General features: G+C 70.7%; 15 protein-coding genes. 13 read left to right on the top strand and 2 right to left on the bottom strand.

Annotated elements, in window-relative coordinates; translation table 11 throughout:
- The first annotated feature begins 2 nt into the window (after window positions 1-2).
- From Q0Q47_RS00255 to Q0Q47_RS00195, 13 genes are all read left to right on the top strand, one after another.
- The gene (locus Q0Q47_RS00255; RefSeq protein ID WP_293853126.1) at window positions 3-1,379 is read left to right on the top strand and encodes a M20/M25/M40 family metallo-hydrolase; all 1,377 of its coding nucleotides are present in this window, start codon (window positions 3-5) and stop codon (window positions 1,377-1,379) included.
- Window positions 1,380-1,539: 160 nt separating this feature from the next.
- On the top strand, window positions 1,540-1,854 hold the full coding sequence (locus Q0Q47_RS00250; RefSeq protein WP_293853125.1) for a PepSY domain-containing protein: 315 nt from the start codon (window positions 1,540-1,542) through the stop codon (window positions 1,852-1,854).
- Between the two features lie 18 nt (window positions 1,855-1,872).
- Window positions 1,873-2,550 carry a response regulator transcription factor gene (locus Q0Q47_RS00245; RefSeq protein ID WP_293853123.1) on the top strand — a complete coding sequence of 226 codons (678 nt, stop codon included), beginning with the start codon at window positions 1,873-1,875 and terminating at the stop codon, window positions 2,548-2,550.
- Window positions 2,547-3,935, top strand: coding sequence for a sensor histidine kinase (locus Q0Q47_RS00240; RefSeq protein WP_293853121.1), 1,389 nt, complete (start codon window positions 2,547-2,549; stop codon window positions 3,933-3,935). Before Q0Q47_RS00245 ends, Q0Q47_RS00240 begins: the two co-directional genes overlap by 4 nt.
- 103 nt (window positions 3,936-4,038) lie before the next feature.
- A complete protein-coding gene (locus tag Q0Q47_RS00235) occupies window positions 4,039-4,506 on the top strand; it encodes a glycine zipper 2TM domain-containing protein (RefSeq protein WP_293853119.1) in 468 nt (155 codons plus the stop codon).
- Between the two features lie 82 nt (window positions 4,507-4,588).
- Window positions 4,589-5,683: a c-type cytochrome biogenesis protein CcmI gene (ccmI, locus tag Q0Q47_RS00230; RefSeq protein WP_293853117.1), complete on the top strand. Its 1,095-nt coding sequence runs from the start codon at window positions 4,589-4,591 to the stop codon at window positions 5,681-5,683.
- Window positions 5,683-6,189: a cytochrome c maturation protein CcmE gene (gene ccmE / locus Q0Q47_RS00225; RefSeq protein ID WP_293853115.1), complete on the top strand. Its 507-nt coding sequence runs from the start codon at window positions 5,683-5,685 to the stop codon at window positions 6,187-6,189. The genes ccmI and ccmE overlap by 1 nt, the downstream gene beginning before the upstream one ends.
- Window positions 6,186-8,198 (top strand): heme lyase CcmF/NrfE family subunit, encoded by a 2,013-nt coding sequence (locus Q0Q47_RS00220; protein ID WP_293853114.1) that lies wholly within the window; start codon window positions 6,186-6,188, stop codon window positions 8,196-8,198. Before ccmE ends, Q0Q47_RS00220 begins: the two co-directional genes overlap by 4 nt.
- A 2-nt stretch (window positions 8,199-8,200) precedes the next feature.
- Window positions 8,201-8,683, top strand: a complete 483-nt coding sequence (locus tag Q0Q47_RS00215; RefSeq protein WP_293853112.1) for a cytochrome c-type biogenesis protein — start codon at window positions 8,201-8,203, stop codon at window positions 8,681-8,683.
- A 276-nt stretch (window positions 8,684-8,959) separates the two neighbouring features.
- Window positions 8,960-10,537, top strand: a complete 1,578-nt coding sequence (locus tag Q0Q47_RS00210) for a Do family serine endopeptidase (RefSeq protein WP_293853110.1) — start codon at window positions 8,960-8,962, stop codon at window positions 10,535-10,537.
- Window positions 10,538-10,732: 195 nt separating this feature from the next.
- Window positions 10,733-11,416, top strand: coding sequence for a response regulator transcription factor (locus tag Q0Q47_RS00205; RefSeq protein WP_293853508.1), 684 nt, complete (start codon window positions 10,733-10,735; stop codon window positions 11,414-11,416).
- Complete coding sequence (locus tag Q0Q47_RS00200; RefSeq protein ID WP_293853108.1) at window positions 11,400-12,797, top strand: ATP-binding protein; 1,398 nt, start codon at window positions 11,400-11,402, stop codon at window positions 12,795-12,797. The genes Q0Q47_RS00205 and Q0Q47_RS00200 overlap by 17 nt, the downstream gene beginning before the upstream one ends.
- 238 nt (window positions 12,798-13,035) lie before the next feature.
- Complete coding sequence (locus Q0Q47_RS00195) at window positions 13,036-15,972, top strand: bifunctional [glutamine synthetase] adenylyltransferase/[glutamine synthetase]-adenylyl-L-tyrosine phosphorylase (RefSeq protein WP_293853106.1); 2,937 nt, start codon at window positions 13,036-13,038, stop codon at window positions 15,970-15,972.
- Window positions 15,973-16,241: 269 nt separating this feature from the next.
- On the opposite strand, the gene Q0Q47_RS00190 is transcribed toward Q0Q47_RS00195, so the two are convergent.
- Together Q0Q47_RS00190 and Q0Q47_RS00185 are read right to left on the bottom strand one after the other, a co-directional pair.
- A complete protein-coding gene (locus tag Q0Q47_RS00190) occupies window positions 16,242-16,676 on the bottom strand; it encodes a DUF1036 domain-containing protein (protein WP_293853105.1) in 435 nt (144 codons plus the stop codon).
- 84 nt (window positions 16,677-16,760) lie between these two features.
- Entirely contained in the window at window positions 16,761-18,068 is a 1,308-nt protein-coding gene (locus Q0Q47_RS00185) for a glycerate kinase (RefSeq protein ID WP_293853103.1), read from the bottom strand.

The raw sequence follows: 18,068 nt of genomic DNA, 5'->3' as shown, positions 1-18,068 counted from the left end.
CGATGACGAACGGTGCAGGCAGCACGCCGGAAGGTCTCGAAAAAGTCTTCGCCCACATCAAGGCGAACGAGGAGGCCTTCATCCGCCGGGTGATGGACTATGTGCGCCACCCCAGCATCAGCGCGCACAACATCGGCATCCGCGAGGTCGCCGCCCTGCTCGTGGACATGCTGTCGGGCCTCGGCATGCAGGCCGAGACCATCGCCACCGAGAACCACCCCATGGTGCTCGCCCGCTGGGAGAAGAAGCCCGGCGCGCCCACCGTCCTGCTCTACGGTCATTACGACGTGCAGCCGCCGGATCCGCTGGAGGAGTGGGTGAGCCCGCCCTTCGAGCCCACCATCCGCGACGGCCGCATCTGGGCCCGCGGCATCGGCGACAACAAGGGCCAGCACTTCGCGCAGATCATGGCGATCGAGTCGCACCTCGCCGTGCATGGGGAGCTGCCATGCAACGTGCTCTTCCTGCTGGAAGGCGAGGAGGAGATCGGCAGCCCGCACATCGCCTCCTTCGTCGAGAAGCACCGCGACCGGCTGAAGGCCGACCTCGTCGTCACCGCCGACGGGCCGCTGCACGAATCCGGCCGTCCGACCGTGACCTTCGGCGTGCGCGGAGTCGCCTCCTTCGAGCTGCGTGCCCGCGGTGCCAAGCGCGACCTGCATTCCGGCAATTTCGGCGGCGTCTCGCCGAACCCGATCTGGACCCTCGTCCACCTGCTCGGCACCATGAAGAACGCGCAGGGCGAGATCACCATCGAGGGCTTCCACGACTCGATCGTGCCGCCGACCGCGCTGGAGCGCGAGGCGGCCGCGCGCCTGCCGATGGCCGCCGGCGACGTGAAGGCCGAGCTCGACCTCAAGGCGCTCGACGCGCCGCAGGACCGCCCGGTCGCGGACCGGCTGATGTTCCACCCCACGCTGACCATCAACGGCCTGCACGGCGGCTATGGCGGGCCCGGCTCCAAGACCGTGCTGCCGCACGAGGCCTTCGCCAAGTGCGACATCCGCCTCGTCGAAGCCATGACGCCGGCCGAGGTCTTCGCCAAGGTCGCGGCACACGTGAAGAAGCACGCCCCCGACGTCCAGTTCGTGCCCCTCAACGGCATGCTGCCGTCTAAGACCCCGATGGAATCGCCCTTCGCCGAGCCCATCCGCCAGGCCATCGTCGATGCCCAGGGTGTCGAGCCGCTGCTGGTGCCGTCCGCTGGCGGCAGCCTGCCGGACTACGTCTTCACCAAGATCCTCGGCACCCACGCCTTCGTCGTGCCCTATGCCAACGCCGACGAGGCCAACCACGCTCCCAACGAGAACCTGAAGCTCGAGTGCTTCCTCAACGGCATCCGCACCGGCGCCGCGTTGCTGAGCCGGCTGGGGCGCTGAGCAATATTCGCTGAGAGGCGCCTCCCTCTCCGCCGTCCCGAAGTCGTGGATGCCCGGGCCGAGCCCGGGCAGGACGAGCGAGGGTGAAAGTGAGCGGGATCAGACTGCTCTCTCCATTCGTTCAGCGGCGGTTCACATTCGGATCTGATAGCATCGCGGCATGATGCGGATCTCATCCCTTGCCATCTTCGCGGCGCTCGCGGTGCACCCCGGCCAGGTGCAGGCGCAGACCGCGCAGCCCAGCGGTTGCCTCACCGATTCCGAAATCCGGGAGGAGGTGCAGGCCAAGCGGGTGGTGCCGCAACTCACCGCCCTGCGCGCGGCGCGGGCGAAGATGGGCGGAGAAGCCGTGCGCGCACGACTTTGCCGCGAAGGTGATAACCTGTTCTACCATATCACGGCGCTGAGACGGGACGGCCGAGTCGTCAGGGTCGTGGTGGATGCCGCGACCGGCAAGGTCCTGGGTCCCCAGTAAGCGCGGGAGAACGTCGCCGTGAGACTGCTCGTCGTCGAAGACGACAAGGACTTGAACCGTCAGGTCGTCACTGCCCTGGAGCAGGCGGGTTACGCCGTCGACACGGCATTCGACGGCGAGGAAGGCCATTTCCTGGGCGACACCGAGCCCTACGACGCGGTGATCCTGGATCTCGGCCTGCCCAAGATGGACGGCGTGGCCGTTCTGTCCGCGTGGCGCCGCTCCCAGCGCACCATGCCGGTGATCATCCTCACGGCCCGCGACCGCTGGAGCGACAAGGTCCAGGGCTTCGATGCCGGGGCGGACGACTACGTCACCAAGCCGTTCCACATGGAGGAGATCCTGGCGCGGGTCCGGGCCGTGCTGCGGCGCGCCGCCGGCCATGCCACCAGCGAGCTCATCTGCGGTCCGGTCCGCCTCGACACGCGCGCGGGCCGCGTCACGGTGGACGGAAACCCGGTGAAGCTCACCTCGCACGAGTACCGGCTCATCGCCTACCTCATGCATCACGTAGGCCGCCTCGTGTCGCGCGCCGAGATCGTCGAGCACCTGTACGACCAGGACTTCGACCGGGACAGCAACACGATCGAGGTGTTCGTCGGCCGGTTGCGCCGCAAGCTCGGGGTGGACGTGATCCAGACCGTGCGCGGGCTCGGCTACATCCTCCAGCCGCCGCCCGAGACCCCTGGCCGATGAATGCACTGCGCTGGCCGTCGCTGCAGCGCCAGTCGATCGCGACGCGCCTCTTCGTCACGTCGGCGGCTTGCAGCCTGGTGATCCTGGTGGTGGCGGGCGTCATCCTGTCCACCATCTACCGCCGCAACACCGAGCGGTCCTTCGACGAGCGCCTGCACGTGTACCTGAAGTCGCTCGTCGCCTCGGTGGCGGCACCGGACGACGGGGACCGGACTGAGTCGTTCAGCCTGGGCGAGCCGCGCTTCGACCTGCCGCTGTCGGGCTGGTACTGGCAGGTCACGCGGGTCGACAAGAGCTTCGACACGCGCAGCTCCACGTCGCTCTTCGGCGGGAAGCTGCCGGCCATGCCCGATCCCGGCCCCAAGGCGCGGCCGGGGGACCTGCGGGAGGGCTACGCCACCGGGCCCGACGAGCGCCTCCTGCGCATGGTCGAGCGCACCATCGACCTCGGGGAGGACGGTCGCTACCTGATCCAGGTCGCCGCCGACGCCAACGAGATCGAGCAGACGATCTCCTCCTTCCGCCTCGCGCTGACGTTCACCTTCTTCCTGCTGGGCCTGGCGCTCGCCGCCACGGCCGTGTTCCAGGTGCGGTTCGGCCTGCAGCCGCTCTCCCGCCTGCAGCAGGCGGTGGGCGCGATCCGGCGGGGCCAGGCCGAACGGATCGACGGGAACTACTCCGACGACCTCGCGCCGCTGGCCAGCGAAGTGAACCTGCTGATCGATTCCAACCGCGAGATCCTCGACAGGGCGCGCACCCAGGTCGGCAACCTCGCCCATGCCCTCAAGACGCCGCTCAGCGTGATCGTCAACGAGGCGTCGGGGGACGAGGGACCGCTGGCGGACAAGGTCCGCGAGCAGGCCGCCGTCATGCGCGACCAGGTGAACTGGTACCTGGAGCGTGCGCGGGCCGCGGCCCGCGCCGGTTCGGTCGGCGCCTCGACCGAGGTGGGGCCCGTCGTCGACGGCATCCTGCGCACGGCCGCCAAGATCCACCGCGACCGCGACCTCGCCTTCGATCGCGAGATCGAGGCCGATCTGCGCTTTCGCGGCGAACGCCAGGATTTCGAGGAGATGGTCGGCAACCTCGTCGACAATGCGGGTAAATGGGCCGACGCGCGGGTCCTGGTCCTCGTCAAGCCGGCGGCGCCGCGCGACGACCGGCCGTTCCTGGCCGTCTGGGTCGAGGACGACGGTCCGGGACTGCCCCAGGAAGCTCGCGAGCGGATGCTGCGGCGGGGCGCCAGGCTCGACGAATCGAAGCCCGGGTCGGGCCTCGGCCTGTCGATCGTGGCCGACCTCGCCGACCTCTATGGCGGTCATCTGGCGCTCGAACCGTCGTCCCTGGGGGGGCTGAGGGCCGTGCTCGTGCTCCCGGCGAACTGAAGCCTGCCCAATTGGCGTCCCAATCCACCGTCAGAGCTTTGCCTTGACAAGCGTCGCTCCGCGATGATCGCGTGCGGCGAAGAGAGTCTCAGGAGCCGATAACATGGTCGTGAAATCCGTCGTCGCCCTCGGTCTTGCCGCCGCCATCGCGCTCGGCACCGCCGGGTGTTCCCAGAGCACCGGGCCGAACGAGGCGGGCGGCACCGTGATCGGCGCGGTGGCCGGCGGCCTCATCGGCAGCCGCTTCGGCGGCGGTGCCGGCAAGGTCGCCGCCGTCATGGCCGGCACCATGCTGGGCGGTTTCCTCGGCAACCAGGTCGGGCGCAATCTCGACGACGAGGCCCAGGCGCGCGCCTATGATGCCCAGTACAGCGCCGTGAACAGCGGCGCGCGGTCCGAATGGCGGTCGCAGAGCGGCAACTACGGCTACATCGAGCCGGGCCCGGTTTACACCGACCCGCAGGGCACCTGCCGCCGCTACACCCACACCATCTACATCAACGGCCGCCCGCAGCAGGGTACGGGCGTCGCCTGCCGCAACCCGAGCGGTGGCTGGGACATCGTGAGCTGACCGCGCAAAGGCCCCGCATCCGAAAAGATCACGACCCACATAGGGCGTGACCTGCAGCGCGCGGGACTGTATTCCCCCTGCCATGGTCGTCACGATCGTTCTGGCTCTCCTCACCGGCGCGGCCGCCCTGGCCGTGCTGCTTCCGCTCGCCCGCCGCCCGGCCGCCCACGCAGCCGGCGATGCGGACACCGGCTTCTATGCGGCGCAACTCGCCGAAATCGATCGGGACGCCGCCCGTGGGCTGCTGGCCGCCGACGAGGCGGAGGTGGCCCGCGTCGAGGCCGCGCGGCGGCTGCTGGCGGCCGAGCGGCGCGCCGCGGCGGTCTCGGCCGACGCCAGCGCGACATGGCGGCGTCGTGTCGCGGCCCTGGTCGCGCTCGTCGGCATCCCGCTGCTCAGCGTGCCGCTCTACTACACGCTCGGCCAGCCTTCGCTGCCCGACCAGCCCCTCGCGTCGCGCAGCCAGGAGAGCAAGGGCAACCTGGATTTCGACCAGGCCATGGCCCGCATCGAGAGCCATCTCTCCGCCAATCCGGAGGACGGCCGCGGCTGGGAGGTCGTCGCGCCTCTCTACATGTCGATGGGCCGCTACGACGACGGCGTGCGCGCCTGGGCTTCGGCCAACAGGCTCCTGGGCGAGACCCCGGCCAGGCTCGACAACTGGGGCGAGGCGCTGGTCGCCGCCGCGGACGGTCTCGTCACCGCCGAGGCGCGCGCCGTCCTCGACCGCGCGCTGAAGGCCGATCCCACCTCGGTGAAATCCCGCTTCTACCGCGCGCTCGGTGCCGAGCAGGACGGCGACAGCAAGGCGGCCATCGAGGCCTATTCGAAGATCATCGAGGACGTCCCGCCCGGTTCGCCCGTGGTGAAGAGCCTGGCGGAGCGCATCACGAAGCTGGGCGGCACGCCCCCGGCCGCGGCCCAGGTTGCAGCCCTGCCCCCGAAGGACCAGATGGATGCCATCAAGGGCATGGTCGAGGGCCTCGCGGCCCGGCTCGCCCAGGATGGCTCCGACGTCGAGGGATGGCTGCGGCTGGTGCGCTCCTATGCCGTCTTGAACGAGCCCGACAAGGCGAAGGACGCTCTGCAGCGCGGGACGACGGCGCTGGCCGACAATCCCGACGGCCGCGCGCGCCTGGAAGCGCTCGGCCGCGACCTGAAGATCGGTGGTTCGTGATGACCCGCAAGCAGAGGCGCCTCACCCTCATCGGCTCGGCTCTCGCCGTGCTCGGCGTCGCCGCGGGCCTGGTGCTCTTCGCCATGCGCGACACGATCGTGTTCTTCTACGGCCCGAGCGAACTCGCCGAGAAGAACGTGCAGCCCGGCACGCGGCTGCGCATCGGCGGGCTCGTCCAGCAGGGCAGCGTCCAGAAGGGGCCGGAAATGGCGGTCGTCTTCGCCGTCACCGACACCAACAAGTCCGTGACCGTGCGCTACCGCGGCATCCTGCCCGACCTGTTCCGGGAAGGGCAGGGGGTGGTCGCCGAGGGCATCCTGGAGCCCTCCGGCGAGTTCAGGGCCGACAGCGTGCTGGCCAAGCACGACGAGAACTACATGCCCAAGGAAGTGGCCGACTCGCTGAAGAAGCAGGGCGTGTGGCAACATGCGCCGGGCAAGGACGGCGCCGCCGCCGGCACGCCTCCCACGACCACGCCCGCCGCCGCGCAGGGGACAAAGCCATGATCGTCGAGGTCGGCCACTACGCGCTCGTGCTCGCCTTCGCGCTGTCGCTCGTCCTGAGCGTCATTCCCATCTGGGGCGTCGTGGCGCGCGACGGCGTGCTCATGGGCACCGCCCGGCCGGTGGCGCTGGTCATGGCGGCGCTGGTGGCCGTGTCCTTCGTCGCGCTGACGGCGGCCTACGTGACCTCCGATTTCTCGGTCGTCAACGTCGTCCAGAATTCCCATTCGGCCAAGCCGCTCGTCTACAAGATCTCCGGCGTGTGGTCGAACCACGAGGGCTCGATGCTCCTGTGGGTGCTGATCCTCGCGGTGTTCGCGGCGGCCGTCGCCGTGCGGGGCTCCGGCATGCCGCAGCGCCTGCTCGCCGGCGTGCTGGGCGCGCAGGGCGCCGTCGCCGCCGCCTTCCTGGCCTTCATCCTGGTCACGTCGAACCCCTTCGCCCGCCTTTCCCCGGCTCCGTTCGAGGGCCAGGGGCTCAACCCGCTGCTGCAGGACCCGGGCCTCGCGATCCATCCGCCGCTCCTGTACCTCGGCTATGTCGGCTTCTCGATTGCGTTTTCCTTCGCGGTCGGCGCCCTCATCGAGGGCCGCATCGACGCGGTGTGGGCGCGCTTCGTGCGGCCGTGGACGCTGGTCGCCTGGATCTTCCTGACGCTCGGCATCTCCATGGGCTCGTACTGGGCCTACTACGAGCTCGGCTGGGGTGGCTGGTGGTTCTGGGACCCGGTCGAGAACGCGTCCCTGATGCCCTGGCTCGCCGGCACCGCGCTGCTGCATTCCACCGTCGTGATGGAAAAGCGCGACGCGCTGAAGGTCTGGACGATCCTGCTGTCGATCCTCACCTTCTCGCTCTCGCTGATCGGCACCTTCCTGGTGCGCTCGGGCGTGCTCACCTCGGTCCACGCCTTCGCCACCGACCCGACGCGCGGCACCTTCATCCTCGCGATCCTCATCATCTTCATCGGCGGCAGCCTGGCCCTCTTCGCCTGGCGCGCCCCGATGCTGCGCCAGGGCGGCATCTTCGCGCCGGTGTCGCGCGAGGGCGCCCTGGTCCTGAACAACCTGTTCCTGGCCGCGTCCTGCGCCACCGTCTTCGTCGGCACGCTCTATCCGCTAGCGCTCGAAGCCGTCACCGGCTGGCTCGACCCGGCCAACCCCGCCAAGATCTCGGTGGGTGCGCCGTTCTTCAACCTGACCTTCCTGCCGCTCGCCATCCCGCTGCTGCTGGCCGTGCCCTTCGGTCAGTCGCTCGCCTGGAAGCGCGGCGACCTGCTGGGCGTCGCCCAGCGCCTCGTCACGGCGGGCGTGCTCGCCGTGCTCGTGACCGTCGCAGTGCTTGCGGTGACCTGGGGTGGGCCGGTCGCGGCACCGCTCGGCATCGGGCTCGGGGCCTGGTTGATCCTGGGCTCGCTGACCGAGATCGTCACCCGCAGCCGGCCTGCCGGCGGATTCTTCGCCTCCGGCAATCTGGGCAAGGCCTTATCGCGCGCCGCCGGCCTGCCGCGATCCGCCTGGGGGACCGCACTGGCCCATGCCGGCATCGGCCTCACCGTCATCGGCATCGCCGCCACGGCTTGGGGCGTGGAGCGCATCGTGACGATGAAGCCCGGCGAGACGGTGGATCTGGGCGGCTACCAGGTCCGCCTCGATGGCGTGGCGCCCCGCAACGGGCCGGACTACCGCGAGACCGTGGCCCGGCTCGTCGTCCTCGACGGCAGCAAGGTCCTGGGGACGCTGGAGCCTGGCAAGCGCATCTTCGCGGCCCGCAACATGCCGACGAGCGAAGCGGGCCTGCTCACCGTCGGGCTCGGCCAGGTCTACGCCAGCGTCGCCGAAATCGAGAGCGACGGCCGCGCGGGCCTGCGCCTCTACTGGAAGCCGCTGGTGCTGCTGATCTGGCTGGGCTCGGTCGTCATGGCTCTCGGTGGCGGCCTGTCGCTGCTGGACCGGCGCGTGCGGCTCGGCGCGCCCGTGCGTTCGCGGGCACCCGCTGCCGTGCCGGCGGAATGACCGTGCGCGCCCCCCGCCGCCTGCCTGCGCTTCTCCTCGCCGCCGTGCTCGGCGCGGCTTCGCTCGCGCCGGCTTTCGCCGTGCAGCCGGACGAGATCCTGGCGGACCCGAAGCTCGAGGGCCGCGCCCGCCAGCTCTCGGCCGAACTGCGCTGCCTCGTCTGTCAGAACCAGTCCATCGACGACAGCGACGCCCCACTCGCGCGCGACCTGCGCCTCGTCGTCCGCGACAAGCTCAAGAGCGGGGCCTCCGACCAGGAGGTCCGCGACTTTCTCGTTGCCCGCTACGGCGAGTTCGTGCTGCTGAAGCCCTCCTTCTCCGGCAAGAACCTCATCCTCTGGCTCGCCCCGTTCGCGGTGCTGCTGGCCGGCGGCGCCTTGGTCTGGACCAACGCCCGCAAGCGCGCGGTGCTGGCCGGCGCATCGGCGCCGCTGACGGCGGAAGAGCAGGCGGAATTGGACAAGGTTCTGCGCAAGGAAGGTTGAGCGTCCACATCCTGCGTCCTTCGACACGCCGCCTGCGGCGGCTGCTCAGGATGAGGACTATTGAGATTATTCAGGCACTTGCAACGCTCCTCATCCTGAGCAGGCCGCGCAACGGCCGTGTCGAAGGGCGCAGGACGTCTCCACCAGACCCCACCTTTCCAAAAATTCATTCACCCGTGAAACGGCCGTAAGCCGACATCCCCAATTCTCCCGTGCAAGCCGGGGCGCTTCTCCGGCACGAATTCAGGGTCAACCGGACCCGCACAGGAGACGAGCATGACGAACGAGACGAAATCCCCCCGCCGCACGCTGCGGGCCAGCCTTCTGGCCGGGGCCTGCGCGGTCGCGGTCGTCGGGGCAGGGTTGACGCACAACACCTTCTTTTCCGCCGACAGCGCCTTCGCCCAGACGCAGACCCAGGGCCAGGCTGCGACCGCCCGGCCGATGGCCGGCCCGACCTCCTTTGCCGACGTCGTCGACCGGGTGAAGCCCGCCGTCGTGTCGGTGAAGGTGAAGATCGAGACCGCCGGCATGCGTGGCAACGGCGTCGCGGACGATGACGAGGACAGCAGCGGCAACGGCCTGCCTCCGGGCCTCGACAACCTGCCGCCGAACATCCAGAAGTTCTTCCGCGAGTTCGGCCAGAACGGCCAGCGGGGCCAGCAGGCCCGTCCGCGCGGCAAGCAGTTCGGCCAGGCCCAGGGCTCCGGCTTCTTCATCTCGCAGGACGGCTACGTGGTGACCAACAACCACGTCGTCGCCAACGCGGTGGAAGTGACGCTGACCATGGACGACGGGCGCACGCTCGACGCCAAGGTCGTCGGCACCGATCCCAAGACCGACCTGGCGCTGCTCAAGGTGAAGCAGGAGGGGACCTATCCCTTCGTGAAGTTCGCCCAGGGCCAGCCGCGCATCGGCGACTGGGTCGTGGCCGTCGGCAACCCCTTCGGCCTCGGTGGTACCGTGACGGCCGGCATCGTCTCGGCGCGGGGCCGCGACATCGGCTCGGGCCCCTACGACGACTACCTGCAGATCGACGCGGCCGTGAACCGCGGCAACTCGGGTGGCCCGACCTTCGACATGAACGGCGAGGTCGTGGGCGTGAACACGGCGATCTACTCGCCGTCCGGCGGCAGCGTCGGCATCGCCTTCGCCATCCCGACCGAGGTCGCGACCAACGTCGTCGAGTCGCTGAAGGACAAAGGCTCCGTCTCGCGTGGCTTCATCGGCGTGCAGATCCAGCCGGTGACGGCCGAGATCGCCGACAGCCTCGGCCTGAAGGGCACCAGCGGCGCGCTCGTTGCCGAGGCGCAGAAGGACGGCCCGGCGGCCCAGGCCGGCGTGCAGGCGGGCGACACGATCGTGTCCGTCGACGGCAAGCCGGTGGCGGGCCCGCGTGAGCTCAGCCGCGAAATCGGGGCCAAGCGTCCCGGCGTCACGGTGCAGCTCGGCGTCGTTCGCGGCGGCAAGGAGCAGACCCTGTCGATGAAGCTCGGCACCCTGCCGGGCGAGAAGACCGCCAAGGCCGACATCGGTTCGGGCGCGGACGGCGAGTCCCAGGGCTTCGGCCTGCAGCTCGCCCCCGCCTCGACGGTGAAGGGCGCCGGCGGGCAGGGCGTGGTCGTGACGCAGGTCGACCCGGACGGCGCGGCTGCCGGCCAGGGCATCAAGACCGGCGACGTGATCCTGGAGATCGGCGGCAAGGCCGTCTCCGAGCCCTCGCAGGTGAAGCAGGCCGTCACCGACGCCCGCAAGGAAGGCCGCAAGGCCGTCCTGATGCGCCTCAAGTCCGGGGACAACTCGCGCTTCGTCGCGCTGGCCTTCCCGGGCAAGGACGCCAAGAGCCGCGGCTGATCTCTGCCGCTGCTAGGAATCGGCCGGAGCCAGCCCCTCTCCGGCCGTACCGCGGCGCAGAGCCCGCAACCTGCGCCGCATCGAAGCGGCAGGCCGGACGCCCCCCGCCGGCCTGCCGTTTGCGTTTCGGGAGAGGGCCGGGAGCCGCCGCGTTCCCGCTTCACACCGGCGCGCGTTGGAGTAGTTTCCATGCCCATGAAGTTGCTCATCGTCGAGGACGACAAGGAAGCCGCCGCCTATCTGGTGAAGGCCTTCCGCGAGACCGGGCACGTCGCCGACACCGCGGCCGACGGGCTCGACGGCTATGCCATGGCGCGCGAAGGCGCCTACGACGTCCTGATCATCGACCGCATGCTGCCCAAGCTCGACGGCCTGTCCCTCATCCACGGCCTGCGCGAGCAGAAGGTGGAAACCCCCGTCCTGATCCTGTCGGCGCTCGGCCAGGTCGACGACCGCGTGAAGGGCTTGCGCGCCGGCGGCGACGACTATCTCGCCAAGCCCTATGCCTTCTCCGAGCTGCTCGCCCGCGTCGAGGTTCTCGCCCGCCGGCGCCGCGCCGGTCCCGCCGAGGAGACGCTCTACCGCGTCGGCGACCTCGAGCTCGATCGCCTCGCTCGCCGGGTGACGCGGGAGGGCAAGCCGATCGACCTGCAGCCGCGCGAGTTCCGCCTGCTCGAATACCTGATGCGCCACGCCGGCCAGGTCGTGACGCGCACCATGCTGCTCGAGAACGTCTGGGACTACCATTTCGACCCGCAGACCAACGTCATCGACGTCCACCTGTCGCGGCTTCGGGGCAAGATCGACAAGGGCTTCGACCGCCCGCTGATCCACACGGTGCGCGGCGCGGGATACATGGTCCGTGACGGCGCTCGGTAAGCTCTTCCGCACGACGGCGTTCAAGCTCTCGGCAGCCTATCTCGTCATCTTCGCGATCTTCGCGGCGGTGCTGCTCGGCTACATCGCCTTCAACACCCGCCGGCTCATCGCCGAGCAGGTCTCCGGCGCCGTCGATGCCGAGATCCAGGGCCTCGCCGAGCAGTACCAGGCCGGCGGCGTGCCACGGCTCGTCAGCGTCATCGACGCCCGCACGCGCCTGCCGGGATCCTCGCTCTATCTGCTCCTCGCACCCCGGGGCGTCAGGCTCGCCGGCAACGTCGGACGCGTCGGGCCCGACGTGATGCTCAGTCCCGGCCAGCGCATCATCCGCTACTCCCATGCGGACGACGACAACGGCGAGCACGAGGCGCTGGTGCGCGTCTTCGAACTGCAGGGCGGCTTCCGTCTCCTGGTGGGGCGCGACCTGTCGGAAAGCGACCGCCTGCGCTTCGTCATCCGCCGCGCCTTCGGCTGGTCGCTGTCCCTCGTCGTCGTCATGGCCCTGCTCGGCGGCTGGTTCGTCACCCGCCGCGTGCTGGGGCGCATCGACTCCATGACCGACACGACCCGCGGCATCATGGAGGGCAACCTCGCGGGCCGCCTCGCCATTGCCGGCACCAACGACGAGTTCGACCGGCTCGCCGGCAACCTCAACCTCATGCTCGACCGCGTGGAAGAGCTGATGGCGGGCCTCAAGCAGGTGTCCGACAACGTCGCCCACGATCTCAAGACGCCGCTCACCCGCCTGCGCAACGGCGCCGAGGAGGCGCTGCGCACCGCCCAGTCGCCGGACGACTACCGCGGGGCGCTGGAGAAGATCATCGAGGAAGCGGACAACCTCATCCGCGTCTTCAACGCCCTGCTGATGATCGCCCGGGCCGAGGCGGGGAATGCCCGCGAGGGCATGGCGGAGTTCGACGTCGCCGAGGTCGCCCGCGACGTGGCCGAACTCTACGAGCCCGTGGCCGAGGAGGCCGGCGTGACCCTCACCGTCGAGGTCCCCGACCAGGTCCGTCTCTTCGGCTCGCGCGAGCTCGTCGGCCAGGCCCTCGCAAACCTCGTCGACAACGCCCTGAAATACGCCCCCGTCGGCAAGGACGCCGCCACCCAGCCCGCAGTCTCCGTGCAGGCGATGCGCCGCGACGACATGGTCGACCTCGTGGTGTCCGACACCGGTCCCGGCATCCCCGAGGCCGACCGCGCCCGCGTCCTCGACCGCTTCGTGCGGCTGGAAAACTCCCGCTCCCGGCCGGGCTTCGGCCTCGGCCTCTCGCTGGCCGCCGCCGTCGCCCGCCTGCACGGCGGCGCGCTGCGCCTGGAGGACAACGGCCCGGGACTGCGCGCCGTGGTGTCGCTGCCGGTGCGGCGCGGGGGCGGTTGAGAGGTCACGCGCACCATCGATTCGGCGTATCGAGCCGCTCGCATCCCTCCGCGCGTCATGCCCGGGCTTGGCCCGGGCACCCACGACTTCGGGATGGCCCAGGTAAAGTCGTGGGTCCCCGGGCCAGGCCCGGGGATGACGGCTGAGAGGTGGGCGTGAAATGGACCCACCGTCTTGGGGCTGCCCCGTCCACGCAGGTGCGCTAGAGAGAAGCACCAAGAACGAGAGGGAACACCCGATGGCCGGAGCGCTTGCCGCACGGATCACCGCCGCACCGGTGCTCGCCGACCGCAAGGGTGCGCAGCGGCGGTTGAGCGATTGGCTGGCGGGCCTTGCCGACGATCCGTCCGGGGCCGAGCTGGCGGCCCTGTTCGATGCGCATCCTCCCGTCCGCGCCCTGCTGTCGGGGCTCGCCGACCACTCGCCTTACCTGTGGCGTCTCGTCACCGGCGACCCGGCGCGGCTCGTCCGGCTTCTCGCGTGCGATCCGGACGAGCGCATCCGGGCCACCCTCGGCCAGGCCGCCTCGGCCTGGCGCGCGGCCTCCAGCGAGACCGCCCTGATGCGCGAGCTCCGGCTCGCCAAGCAGGAGGTCGCGCTGCTCGCGGCCCTGGCCGACATCGGCGGTGCCTGGGGCCTGGATGCCGTCACCGCATCGCTCGCCGGACTGGCCGACGCCGCCATCGGCTCGGCGGTGCGCTTCCTGCTCGCCGAGGCGGCGCAGGGCGGACGCTTCCGCCCGCGCGATCCGGCCGATCCCGCCGAAGGGTGCGGCGTCGTGGTGCTGGCGCTCGGCAAGCACGGGGCACAGGAGCTCAACTACTCCTCCGACATCGACGTCGTGGTGTTCTTCGATCCGGAGGGCGCGCCGCTCGCCGACGGAGTCGAGCCGGGGCCGTTCTACGTCCGCCTCGTGCGAGGCATGGTGAAGATCCTCCAGGAGCGCACCGCCGACGGCTACGTCTTTCGCACCGACCTGCGCCTGCGGCCGGATCCGGCCTCGACGCCGACCGCGATCGCGCTGCCCTCGGCCTTCGCCTACTACGAGACCGTGGGGCAGAACTGGGAGCGCGCCGCACTCATCAAGGCGCGTCCCGTGGCGGGCGACCTGCCGCTCGGCGAGGCCTTCCTGCGCGACCTCACGCCGTTCATCTGGCGCAAGTATTTCGACTTCGCGGCCATCGCCGACATCCACGCCATGAAGCGCCAGATCCACGCCGTGCGCGGGCACGAGCAGGTGGCCGTGGCAGGGCACGACATCAAGCTCGGGCGAGGCGGAATCCGCGAGATCGAGTTCTTCGTGCAGACGCAGCAGCTCGTCTTCGGCGGGAGGCGGCCCGCGCTGCGGGGACGTCGGACGCTCGACATGCTGCCGGCGTTGCGCGCCGACGGCTGGATCTCGGACGGCGCGGTGCAGGACCTCACGGAGGCCTACGTCTTCCTGCGCACGCTCGAGCACCGGCTGCAGATGGTGGCCGACGAGCAGACGCAGCGACTGCCCGACGACGCCGACCGCCTGGCCCGCTTTGCCAAGTTCTGCGGCTTCCCGGACCTGAAGCGCTTTTCGAAGGCGCTGACGCAGCGCGCGCTCCTGGTGGAGAAGCACTATGCGCGCCTGTTCGAGGAGGGCGCCGACCTGAGCGCGGGCGAAGGCAACCTCGTCTTCACCGGCACCACCGACGACCCGGGCACGCTCGAGACGCTGCGCCGCATGGGCTTCACCGATCCGCCGCTCGTCGCCGAGACGGTGCGCGGCTGGCATTTCGGCCGGCGCCAGGCGGTGACCTCGGCACGGGCCAGGGAGGTGCTCACCGAACTCGTGCCTCCCCTGCTCGCGGCGTTCGGCAGCACGGCCGATCCCGACGGCGCGCTCGCCGCGTTCGACACCGCGCTGGGCAAGATGCCGGCGGCGGTGGAGCTCTTCGCCATCCTGAAATCGCAGAAGCCGGTGCTGGCCCTCTTCGCCGATCTGCTCGGCTCGGCGCCCCGCATGGCCGAGACTATCGCCGCCCGGCCGCACCTCCTCGACGCCATCATCGATCCGGCGTTCGGGGCCGCGGGGCTCGACGTCGCCGCGCTCGAGAAGCGCCTGGGCGCCGCCATCGGCGAGCCGGCCCTGCTGGAGGATTTCCTCGACCGCATCCGCGAGGCCGGCCAGCACGAGCTGTTCCTGATCGGTGCGCGGGCGCTGTCGCAGGCACTGTCGTTCGAGCGTCTCGGCGAGGCCTACGCCAACCTCGCCGAAGCGGTGATCCGGCTCTGCCTCGCCGAGGTCGAGCGCCGCTTCGCGGCCGATCACGGCCGGGTGCCCGGCGGGCGCCTAGCGGTGCTGGGCATGGGCCGCCTCGGCTCGCGCGAGATGACGGCGACGTCCGACCTCGATCTCGTCGTCCTCTACGACTTCGAGGACGACCATCCCGAGAGCGACGGGCCGCGCCCGCTGCATGCCGTGGTCTACTACGGCCGCCTCACGCAGCGGCTCATCAGCGCGCTCACCGTCCCGACCCGCCGTGGCGTGCTCTACGCGGTCGACATGCGGCTGCGCCCCTCCGGCAACAAGGGCCCTGCCGCCACCCAGTACAAGGGCTTCGTCAGCTACCAGCGCGAGGAGGCCGAGACCTGGGAACACATGGCCCTGGTGCGGGCCCGGCCGGTGGCCGGCGATCCGGCCTTCGCGGAGGAGGTCGAGGCGGCCATCGGCACCGCGCTGGCCCGGGCCGGCGACCCCGCGGCCATCCGCCGCGAAGCGCTGGCCATGCGGCGCCTCGTGGCGCAGGAGAAGGGCGAGGACGATGCCTGGGACCTCAAGCTCGCGGCCGGCGGCCTCCTGGACATCGAGTTCATCGCGCAGGTGCTGGTGCTGGCCAACGCGCGCCACCATCCCTCGCTCGCGGCGCGGACCACCGCGGCCATCGTCGAAGAGGCGGGGCGCCTCGGCCTCCTCGATCCGAACGACGCGGATCTCCTGCGCCGCGCCCACGACCTGATGCGCGACATCTTCCAGTGGCAGCGCCTCAGCGTCCCCGGCGGCTTCGACCCCACGAAGGCGGCCCCCGGCATCCGTCGCCGCATGGCCGCCGTCGTGGGGCTGCCCGACTTCAAGGTCCTGGAGCGCGACCTCACCGAGACGCGCCGGCAGGTGAGGGCCGTGTTCGAGCGGCTGATGGGCGGCTGAGGGTTGGTGTCCTTCGACACGCTCGCTGAGAGGGTGTGAATCTTTCGGCTGTCCAGCTTGCCTCACTCTCTCCGCGTCATGGCCGGGCTTGGCCCGGCCACCCACGACTTCAGAATGGTGCAGGCAAAGTCGTGGGTCCCCGGGCCAAGCCCGGGGATGACAGCTGAGAGGTCGGTTCGACCTGGACTACCAATCCTTAGGTGAAAGGTTCACAGGCTCTGAGCCGCCGCCGAAGCGGTTTGTCGGCCGAACCTTTCAGTGGCCGAAACTCAGGGCTTCGGCGCCTGCGATGGGCGCGTGCTGTCGGTGAGCTGCACGGTCCAGTTCTTCTGTTCGCCCGTATCGATCTCGAAGAAGCCGGTCCGGTCAAAGCCGCGGGCCAGGCAATCCTCGACGCCGCGGATCGTGAACTCCTTGTCGCGGGTGCACATGAAGGTCTTGCCGCCCCACTCGCCGCCGCGGTCGTAGTCCTGGGCGAAGATGTAGTAGAACCGCGCCGCCAGCGCGCCCTTCAGCATCGTCTCGCAATCGTTCGGCTTCAGGTTCCACCAGCCTTCGGTCAGCCAGCCCTGGGCGTCGCGATAGCCCATGGCCACGCCGACGCGGCTCTGGGTCATGTTGCACAGGCGCAGGTCCGCGCGGGCCTCGCCGGCGGCGAACAGGCCGGCAAGTCCGGCGACGATCAGGCTCGACAGCAACCGCATGGGGACGTGCACCTCACGAGGCGAATCGGCGCCGGTGAAAGGGCGCGACCGCAGCGACTGCTTCGCCCCGCCCGCGCCACCCTGTCAATCGACGAGAATAGCCCGCAGGTCGTTGACGTTGGTGCGGGTGGGCCCCGGCGACAGCAGATCGCCGGTGGCCGAGAAGAACCCGGTCGAATCGTTGTCGGCCAGCGAGGCGGCGGGATCGACGCCGGCGCTGCGGGCGCGGGCCAGCGTCGTGGGATCGACGAAGGCCCCGGCCGGGTCGTCGGGGCTGCCGCCGCCGCCATCCGTCCCGTCGGTGTCGCCGGCCACGGCCGAGATGCCTTCGGCGCCGTCGAGGGCCACCGCCAGCGCCAGCGCGAATTCCTGGTTGGGGCCGCCCCGGCCGCCGCCGCGCAGCGTCACGGTAAGTTCGCCGCCCGAGAGGATGGCGGCCCGGCGCCCCTCGGACTTCAGCCGCAAGGCGAGGCGGGCCTGCTCCACGGCGACCTCGCGAGCCTCGCCTTCCAGGTCGGCCCCGAGCATCACCGGCTCGTAGCCCGCGGCCCTGGCCGCGGCGGCGGCGGCCTCAACGCTGGCCCGCGGCGCCGCGACGATCCGGAACGCGGTGCGGTCGAACACCGGGTCGCCGGGCTTCGGCGTCTCGTTCGCCGGATCGTCGATGAGAACGCGCGCGGCATCGGGGAGGGGCAGGCCGTAGCGGGCGACGATCTCGCGGGCATCGGCGTTGGTGGTGGGGTCGGGCACGGTCGGGCCGGAGGCGATCGTCGAGGGATCGTCGCGCGGGACGTCCGAGATCGCCAGGGTCAGCATCCGGGCCGGGGCGGCAATGCGGGCGAGACGCCCGCCCTTGATGAGCGACAGCCGCTTGCGCACCGTGTTGATCTCGCCGATCGACGCGCCCGATCGAAGCATGGCGCGCGTCACGGCCTGCTTGTCGGCCAGGGTCAGGCCCCCGGCCGGCGCGATCCAGTTGGCCGAGCCGCCGCCCGAGAGCAGCACGAGAACGAGGTCGTCCTCCGTCGCCGACGCCGCGAGCTCGAGCGTGCGCCGGGTCGCGGCGACGCCCGCCGCATCGGGCACGGGATGTCCCGCCTCCACCACCTCGATCCACCGGGTCGGCACGCCGTAGCCCAGCCGCGTCACGGCCAACCCGACGAGGCGGTCCGGCCCCAGGCCGTGCCGATCGGCGTACCAGGCCTCCGCGAAGGCCATCATGCTTCCGGCGGCTTTGCCGCCGGCAAGCAGGATCAGGCGGCCCTTGGCCGGAGGCTCGGGAAGGTGGGCCGGCAGGCAGCCGGCTGGCTGGGCGGCATGGACGGCGGCATCGAAGAGCAGGCGCAGCGTCTCGCGCTGCCGGCCGATCGCCTCACCCGCGCTGGTCCACAT

The sequence above is a fragment of the uncultured Alsobacter sp. genome (assembly GCF_945952055.1).
Taxonomy (GTDB): domain Bacteria; phylum Pseudomonadota; class Alphaproteobacteria; order Rhizobiales; family Beijerinckiaceae; genus Alsobacter.
The sequence above is the reverse complement of the archived record's forward strand: the minus strand, read 5'-3'. Positions and strand labels throughout refer to the sequence as shown.